Source organism: Enterococcus sp. NBRC 3427 (assembly GCF_007996925.1).
GTDB lineage: Bacteria > Bacillota > Bacilli > Lactobacillales > Enterococcaceae > Enterococcus_B > Enterococcus_B lactis.
Window position 1 is genome coordinate 1 of record NZ_BJLL01000075.1, and the last position, 8,886, is coordinate 8,886.

7 protein-coding genes are annotated in these 8,886 nt (G+C 39.6%); 2 read left to right on the plus strand and 5 right to left on the minus strand.

Annotated elements, in window-relative coordinates; genetic code table 11:
• Positions 1 to 31: 31 nt before the first annotated feature.
• Positions 32 to 1,234 carry an MFS transporter gene (locus ESP02_RS12080; protein WP_038399145.1) on the minus strand — a complete coding sequence of 401 codons (1,203 nt, stop codon included), beginning with the start codon at positions 1,232 to 1,234 and terminating at the stop codon, positions 32 to 34.
• A 116-nt stretch (positions 1,235 to 1,350) separates the two neighbouring features.
• On the opposite strand from ESP02_RS12080, the gene ESP02_RS12085 reads away from it, so the two are divergent.
• Positions 1,351 to 1,866, plus strand: a complete 516-nt coding sequence (locus ESP02_RS12085) for a PadR family transcriptional regulator (protein ID WP_002310468.1) — start codon at positions 1,351 to 1,353, stop codon at positions 1,864 to 1,866.
• A gap of 200 nt (positions 1,867 to 2,066) precedes the next feature.
• On the opposite strand, the gene ESP02_RS12090 is transcribed toward ESP02_RS12085, so the two are convergent.
• The 4 genes from ESP02_RS12090 to ESP02_RS12110 all read right to left on the minus strand — a co-directional run bounded on the left by ESP02_RS12090 (position 2,067) and on the right by ESP02_RS12110 (position 5,469).
• Complete coding sequence (locus tag ESP02_RS12090) at positions 2,067 to 2,513, minus strand: DUF2798 domain-containing protein (RefSeq protein ID WP_002310470.1); 447 nt, start codon at positions 2,511 to 2,513, stop codon at positions 2,067 to 2,069.
• Between the two features lie 46 nt (positions 2,514 to 2,559).
• Positions 2,560 to 4,038, minus strand: a complete 1,479-nt coding sequence (gene msr(C) / locus ESP02_RS12095) for an ABC-F type ribosomal protection protein Msr(C) (protein WP_002373346.1) — start codon at positions 4,036 to 4,038, stop codon at positions 2,560 to 2,562.
• A 353-nt stretch (positions 4,039 to 4,391) separates the two neighbouring features.
• Positions 4,392 to 5,021 carry a nitroreductase family protein gene (locus ESP02_RS12105; protein ID WP_002373335.1) on the minus strand — a complete coding sequence of 210 codons (630 nt, stop codon included), beginning with the start codon at positions 5,019 to 5,021 and terminating at the stop codon, positions 4,392 to 4,394.
• Entirely contained in the window at positions 5,005 to 5,469 is a 465-nt protein-coding gene (locus tag ESP02_RS12110; RefSeq protein ID WP_002373333.1) for a MarR family winged helix-turn-helix transcriptional regulator, read from the minus strand. Before ESP02_RS12110 ends, ESP02_RS12105 begins: the two co-directional genes overlap by 17 nt.
• 148 nt (positions 5,470 to 5,617) lie before the next feature.
• Between ESP02_RS12110 and ESP02_RS12115 the strand changes: the two genes are divergently transcribed.
• Positions 5,618 to 8,746, plus strand: a complete 3,129-nt coding sequence (locus ESP02_RS12115; RefSeq protein ID WP_002373331.1) for a glucosaminidase domain-containing protein — start codon at positions 5,618 to 5,620, stop codon at positions 8,744 to 8,746.
• Positions 8,747 to 8,886 lie beyond the last annotated feature (140 nt).

Genomic DNA, 8,886 nt, shown 5'->3' on the forward strand with positions numbered 1-8,886 from the left:
TCAAAGCGCTGATTTCACAACCTCTGGTTTCTTATTCTTCTTCATTTGTAGCAAAATAATTACGGTGATAAATGATACAACATACACTGATAAGAACAATGGCACCTGCAAAATAAAACGCATAGCTTTCACCAATATGTTCGCCGATCACACCTGCAATAAATGGTGCTAAAGCTCCACCGAAAAAGCGGACAAAACTATAGCTAGAAGAAGCAACGTTTCGTTGCAGACCGGGTATTTCCATAGCAACCGTCGTCAACAATGTATTGATGATCCCTTGGAAAAATCCTGCTAACACAATGCTGATCGGTACAAGGACTGGCATAGAAGTTCCAGCTCCTAATAACAGCAAACAAATAATGAATAAGACAAATGCAACTAAAATCGTCCGATAAGTCGTAAACTTCCGCTCAAGAGCCGGTGCAACGAAAATCGAAGCAATAGCCAGAAGCACACCCCAGCCAAAAAATACAAAACCGACTTCTAATTCAGAATAGCCAATCAATAAAAATGGCGCATACGCAAGTAAAGTAAAGAATCCGAAATTATATAACAATGCGATCAGTCCAACTGAACGAAGTTTATGATTGCTTAACGCTTTGACACCTTCCCAAAGGCCTACTTTTCTCTTTGGTTTCTCAGTTTCAGGTAAAAGTACTGCTAGGGCTATAAAACCGCAAAACATCAAAAATGCTACCCCAAAAAATGGATAACGCCATGAACCACTACCCAAGACCCCACCGACTAGAGGACCAACTGCCATTCCGCAACCAAGTGCTGCTTCATACATCATGATTGCTTTTTCTGTGTTACCGACTAAAATACTGACGATCGTTGCTAAAGCAGTAGAGACAAACAAAGCATTCCCGACACCCCAGCCGGCACGTAACCCAATCAACATACCGATATTGCCAGATAATCCACCAAGACCAGCGAATACAACGATGATAAACAATCCGGTCATCAATGTTTTTTTCAAGCCAATCCGACTAGATAAGAAACCTGTAAATAGCATCACCACACCAGTGACTAACATGTAACTAGTAAATAACAGGGTCGTTTCAGCTGGCGTAGCGTTTAACTGTGCAGCAATCGTTTTTAAGATCGGGTCTACTAGGCCTACTCCCATAAAAGCGATCATACAGGTAGCTGCTACAACTAGCGCCGAACTTTTCCCCTTTGTTTCCTCATTTGTTTGTTCTTGTATATCTATTTGATTCTCCAATATTTCCATCCCTTTCTCTCTATTAGCATCATACATGATTTATTTTACATGTCAATATGCACATGTAAAACATGGAAACTTTACTGTGATATAATAAAGAAAATAAGACGAGAGGTAGGGTTTTTATGAATACTTTAGCCTATATATTATTATGCGTGCTTTTATCCAAACCGCGTTCTGGATATGAATTGAAGCAGCTGATCACAATTTTTTGGGAAGCTCATCACAGTCAGATCTATACGACACTTGCCAAGTTAGACCAGCAGGGTTATGTGACCGTTTTGGACAAAGACGAGCACTCTCAAAAAAAGATCTACCACTTAACTGATGAAGGACGTGCCCTTGTAGAGGAATGGATCAAAGAGGAGACCCCAGCTCCTACGCAAAAAGATGAATTTTTAGCAAAAATCTATGCTTTTTCGACACTCGACAAAACAACAGCTACTGGACTGCTATTCACTAGAGAACAACAGCTGAACAAAATCATGCAAAAAAATCAAAAAAAATTGAATGACCTCTCGCTAGACAAGAGACAAGAATTTGGACGTTATGTTGTGATCCAGCGCCGAATCATGCTTTGTCAGCAGGAACTCCAATGGTGTCAGCAAGTAAGAGAACAAATGCAGCCGTTTTTTGAGTAATGGATAAACAGAACCTTTCTAGATTTATCTATTAAGCAACGAATCATCTTCACTAAAAGAACGATACAGCTGACCAAGAAAAACGATCCGAAAGATAGGCAAGAACCTATCGTTCGGATCGTTTTTCTTTCTAGAACAGCATTGAAGGGACTGTGACAAAAAGCAGGTCACAACCTTTTTTTCAAATAAACAGTGTTCCATCATTCATTGCTTTGAATGGCTTTCAACACACTTCTTGAAAGTGGGCCAACGATGATCAACTGCAACGGTAAAGCGGCAATCACATTCATTTTCCAAGCATTCATATAAGCAGAGAATAATTGATCAGGTATTCCTTGTTCCATGATCACACCAAACAAAGACATACATGTGACCATTCCTAAAACCATCAAGCAGGAAATAGTTAAGATCATTTGGATCTTGCTTTCTGGATTTACTGGTAGTTTAAAGGCAATTTTTTTCGCCAGCACACCGATGATGAAGACATCCAAAATGAAAGCCACCACGAATCCAGGCACTAGACCAATCAACAAACTTGATAAATGAAGATCTTGATGCAGCCATAAATTATACGCGCTCATCCCCAAGACCATCAAAAAACACATCATTGTTGTAAAAATTATTCCTTCTTTTTTATTTGTAGGCAATCTGTACCACTCCTTTAAATTTGTCACGAAAATCATCGTAGCACATTTAAAAATTTCTCGTAAGTACTTTTTTTATTTTCTGCCCTTTTATTTCATAAACTTCATCAGCCGTACGCTCGACAAAGTAGGAATCATGAGAAGTAAACAAAATCGTTCCCGGATATACTTGCATCAGCTTCTCTAAAGCTTCGATCGTTGCCATATCAATGAAATTAGTCGGTTCATCTAACAGCAACACATTACTTGGCTTAGTAAAAAGCAAAGCAATCGTCAAACGGGTCGCTTCTCCCCCACTTAACGTACACAACGGTTTCGCCAGAGTTTCCTGAGCAAACCCTAAGTGATTCAGCAAACTGCGGACAAGCGATTCCGAAAACTCTGTTTGTCTCATGACAAAACGAATGACGGATTCTTCAGATGTCATTTGATAATCCTTTTGCTGATAGACTTGAAAGCTTACTTTCGGAGAGAGAAGGATTCCTTCTCCTTGTTTGCGGATATGTTCCAATAAAGTTGTCTTACCTGAACCATTTTCGCCGACAATCGCGATTTTTTTACCTAAAGAAAATTGAAAATCGCTATTTATCAGTAATGTTCTTCCGTTTCTTTCCAATTGGATATTTTGTCCCATGATTGGATAACGATTGTGGAGTGCAAGAGATTTTGGTACTGGAAAACGGATTTGTTTCATCTGTTGCGGCTTGGTTGTTTCTCCTATTTTTTGGAGTCTTCTCTCTAATGTTTTCGTATTCTTTTGGATGGCTTTTTGTACACTGTCTTTTTGTTTAGAGGAAGACAACCGATCCGGTCTAATTTGTTGCTTTTTCTTTTTACTGGACACTTTTTCCAACTTTTCCGCTTGTTTTTTCTTTTCTTGGAGCGATTTTTCCAATCGTTTTTTCTCTTGCATGATCGACTCTGCTTCTCGTAGCTGAGTCTTTTTCTCCAATTCCTTTTGAGTGAGATAGGCACTATAATTCCCCGAAAACTCTCGGATTTCTCCGTCTTTTACTTCCCAGATTTTCGTTGCCAGCTCATCTAGAAAATAGCGGTCATGACTAACAAAAATCAGCGTGCCATAATAATAACGAAGCTCTTCAATTAGTCGATCCATACTTTTTCTATCTAGATGGGTTGTCGGCTCGTCTAGAAGCATCCCTTGTTCATAAGAAGAAAGAAGACGTATCAACTCGATCTTTCGTTCTTCCCCTCCACTCCATTTCCGTTCCGAAGTTTCTTCCAGTTTTAACTGGAAATGACTGGCTAATTCCAAATTCAGATCCTTTGTTTCAGTAAGATAAGTTAATTGAGGCAGATAGTTGAAAGTGATCTCTGTTTGGATTTTCCCTTGATCGGGGATAAGTTCACCGGCTATCAGTTTAAGCAACGTTGACTTACCGACTCCATTTTCCCCTATGATCCCTATCCGATCTTGCTGATAGACACGAAGAGAATCAATAGATAATTCTAACTGGTTACCAAAACGAACTTGCAGGTTTGTTATATTTATTGCTAAATTTTGCATATGTTTTACACTCCTATTTCATGTAAAACAACAATTATCGATACTAAAAAAGAGCAGAAAAATCTGTTTGCAAAAAAACTGCATAACATCTTTTCCTACTCTGAACGAAATAACTATGACTAAATCATCAAATCTGTCATAGCTTTCACCTATTCTACTGTCGTTCGAAAAAATGGACATACTCCACCCATGAAATTGTTGTTTATACATGTCTTTTGAATTTATTTAGTTGTTATTCAAAAGTTCAAAACGTAATTTCATCGATGCAGTCATTTTTCCGACCTCCTTTTTTATTAGGTTACCACACACGATTCAAAAAAAGCAATAGCTACTGAATAGTAACTGAAAACCTTTTATTTGAACGTAGTGATCTTTTCTGGTGCTAAACGAACAGACTCGTAACCTTCTTCTACCGCTTTTCCTATTGATAAAATAATAACTGGAACATAACGGTCTTTATCCAAACCAAATGCCTCTGCCAACTGATCTGCTTCGAATCCACCAATTGGATTTGTTTCATAGCCATGATCACGCGCAACTAACATGAATTGCATAGCCGCTAAGCTAGAATCGACTTTGACTACATCGTTCATTTCTTCTCTTGAAAAACTCTTGTAATAAGGAATGATCGCAGCTAATTGTTGATCTCTGACTTCTTTTGGCATCTTCCCTGATTCGTAAGCTTGGTTATAGATTTCTTCGCCATATTCGTAACATTGCATATCGCCAAAAATCATGACCATTGCAGAAGAAGTATCATTCTGTCTCGTATTGAAACGAATCAAAGGACGCAAGATTTCTTTTGCTTCCTCGCTTTCAGCGACCACAAAGCGCCATGGTTGCATATTGACAGAAGAAGGAGCAGTCGTCGCTTCTTTAATCATTTCCAGCATTTCTTCGTTTGGGATTTTGTATGTTTCATCATATACGCGAACGGATCTTCTACCAGTCATAATTGTTGAAAAATCATTTTTTTGTTCCATTATTATTAACCTCTTTCGTTTCTGTTGTTATATTGCAAAGTTGGGTATTTAATTTATCTAAAAGTGTTAGGAATTGTTTCATTTCTACATCGCTGAAAGCTGGGGACAGCACGGAACCTGTATCTTTATGGTCCATTTCACAATGCTCGATTTTCTGCTGGGCTTTTTCTGTCAGTGCTACGTACACTTCCCGGTTGTTCTGAGGATTTCTCTGACGCGAAACATAGCCGTTTGCTTCTAATACCTTCAGATGACGAGTAACTGCTCCTTGATCAATCTGCAACTTTTCTTGCAAACTGCTTTGCAGCAATGGATTTTCTTCTTTCAGTCTCATCATGATCTCGTATCTAGTAAGACTTATACCGATATTTTCCTCAAAGATCTGGACGATTTTTTGATCGGCTAATTTGATATGATATAAAAGGTGGCTAATCTCTTCTAAAGACATAATTTCCTCCTCTCTAATGATTGACTAGTCAACGATTGACTTATCAATAATAGAATAAAAAAAGAAAAAAGTCAAAGAATCAGCTGTGAAATTAAAAAACAAAGGCTTTCAATAGAAATGAGTGTAAATAAAAGAAATCTCTTGTAGAATGAAAAGAAGGAACAATAAAAAAGAAAGAGAGGACAATGATGTGAGAAAAAGAATAGTAGCCGCAGTATTTCTCTTAGTGAATGCGACGTTGTTACCTAATAGTCTCGTATTTGCTGATACCGTTTTGTCAAATGTTCAAACAACAGAAACATCTGCCCTATCAGAAGATGAAAGCGCACCATCCCAATCAAGCCTATCTGGAGAGAATTCCTATCAAAATCTAGAAGACAGCTCTTCTGCAGTAGAAAATTTTACACCGCCAAAAATCTCTGGAAATCCCTCTTTGCAAGGAGCAAATGGTAGATTTGAACAAATGAAACCTGATAAAATCCATCTTTCAGCTTCAAAACAAACAAAGGAATCGTTCATTCAGCAGCAATCTGCTCATAGCTACATTGATGCGCAAGGTGTGTATGAGATTGTCTCTACTGATGTCCAGCTACCCGATGGACAATGGGTGGATAAAGGAACGATCCAACTGGTCATACCGACAGAACCAACAGAACAAGTCACCAATTATTTGGCCTATTATGTAGCAAAAAAAATCAAAACCTATTCTTTACCCTTGGAAAAATCAGCAGATTTCTTGATGTTTGACGATTCGCTCACTCTAGACAAGGAGCATTTTCTTTCTTCCGTACGTGCGTATTACTCAGAAGTTGCAGCTGGTCCTATCATTCAAACACATATAAGTATGACAGAAACCTATACGACTCTGAATGAAACTGATATTTATCCTACCTTCTATCGCCAAGAAGAACATCAAAAAATATCTGGACCAGCCCTCATCACAGATAAAGTAGCGTTATCGGATCAAACGACTTGGGTACATATCCAAACAGCAAACTATGAAGGATGGGTAGCAGCAAACTCTGTAACTGTTCATGAGCCAAAAACAGTTCCAGTTGAAGCATCACAAGGTCAGCTTTCTGAATCAGCCGTTGCCTCTCTGTCACTTGATCAAGCTTGGTTAGAACAATCAGAGGAAACCATTTCACATTCAGAAAGTTATCACGTACAAAGAGCAGTCCAAATCAGCGATCAAGTGTTTTATGTGCTGACAGCAAAGGATTCTTCAATCGTTTTTGTCCCACAGAAAGAATTCCAACCAGAGGATCCAGTATCAGCAGAGACTGATTCCTCAAATGAACAGATAGGAACAGCTGAAAGTACAGCATCTGATTCAAAAGAAACAACTGATTCTTCTTTCCAGCCGGAAAACAAAGTGCCACAGACAGATGAATCTACCTTGCGTACTGCACGTCCATCTATTACCTATAGTACACATGTCAAAAATCGTGGTTGGCTGCCAAATGCTTCTAGCGGTCAACTTTCAGGAACAACAGGTCAATCTTTACAAGTAGAAGCTTTTCGTATCCATCTTTCATCCTCCCTCTCTGGTGCTATTGAATACACCTCTTATGTCCAAGGTTCAGGATGGCAAAATTGGGTATCTAACGGCGCTATTTCTGGCACGACTGGACAAGTCAAACAGATTGAAGGAATCAATATTCGATTAACTGGACAATTAGCAGCAACTTACAATGTTTATTATAGAGTCCATGTACGAAATTTTGGCTGGCTTCCTTGGACAATGAACGGAAATCCTTCCGGAACACTTGGATACGGTCATCAAATCGAAGCAATTGAAATCCAATTATTGGACAAAAACAGTTCCGGTCCTGCTACCAACGGTATTTCTTATATCGAAAAGGAACCATCCGTATTGGCGAATACTCACGTAACTAACAGAGGATGGTTAGGTCAGACAGATGCTGCTAATCAAGCTGGTACGACTGGCCAACGGTTAAGTCTTCAAGCAATGCAACTGCGTTTATCTGAAAATACGATTGGTGGCGGTATCACTTATCAATCCCATATCGCTAACAAAGGTTGGGAAACCAACTGGGCACAAAATGGCACGATTTCTGGCACGACTGGACAAAATCTGCCTATTGAGGCGATCCGCATCAATCTGACTGGCACAATCAGCACCCGATATGACGTTTATTATCGTGTACATGCACAAGAATTCGGCTGGATGAACTGGGCAAAGAACGGTGAATCAGCTGGCACACAAGGCTATGCTTACCGTGCAGAAGCGATTCAAATTGTATTAGTAAGGAAAGGAGGAGCCGCACCTGGTGCAACTACTCGCGCCTTTCGTATAGCTCCACCTAGAATCACGTTGCAAGGACATGTATCGAATATTGGCTGGGTAAGCCAAACTAGCCTAAACAACTCGATCAGCTACGCAAATCAAGGAAGACAATTTGAAGCGATTCGCGCAAATTTAGGAACATCCAGGTATACTGGTGATATCCAATATGATTCACACATAGCTGACAGCGGTTGGACCAGAACTGTATCCAATGGAGCGATTTCAGGAACGACTGGACAAAATCGCTCTCTTCAAGCCTTTTCCTTTCAGTTAACAGGAGAACTTGCTGAAAACTATGATATTTATTATCGTGCCTTTGTTCGTTCCAGAGGCTGGTTAGGCTGGGCATCAAATGGACAAAAAGCAGGCTCTGTCAGGATGAATTTGCCTGTTGAAGGTATCCAGCTGACCATTGTTGAAAACGACCGGCGGCCAAGTGGCTATCAGCCAAACCAACTGACGATTCTAGGACAAGTGAATGATCAGACACCTCAGGGAAGATTCATCAATTCCGTCAGCCAAAGTGCGAATCGTATCGCGCCTGCTCATGGCTTGTATACTTCTGTCATGTTGGCTCAAGCGATCCTAGAAACAGGATATGGCACAAGCTATCTAGCTCAGCACGCGAATAACTTCTTTGGGATGAAATTCAAAGACGGCGAAGATGAAGGAAAGTATGGCTATATCTGGCATATATCTAACGAAGTGATCAATGGTGTCGTTGTCCCTGTCAATTCAAAATTTCGGGTCTATCAGTCCACTGACCAATCCTTCTTAGATAATGCCTTAAAATTAAGATATGGTGTTTCTTGGGACCCAAACCGATATGCGGGGACATGGAAAGTCAATGCACGTTCTTACAGAGATGCTACCCATGCACTAACAGGAACATACGCGACAGATCCTGATTATGGTCAAAAATTGAATAATCTGATCGAATATTGGAAGCTGGATCAATTTGATTGAACGGGCATAAAAAAAGGTTGTGACAAGAATGTTGTCACAACCTTTTTTGAGTAAACGGTGTTCAAAAACTTGCATCTACGGTAATAAGTCCAGCCGAACGAAAAACATGAGAAACTGCTTTTGTTTGGCTGTTCTTATTA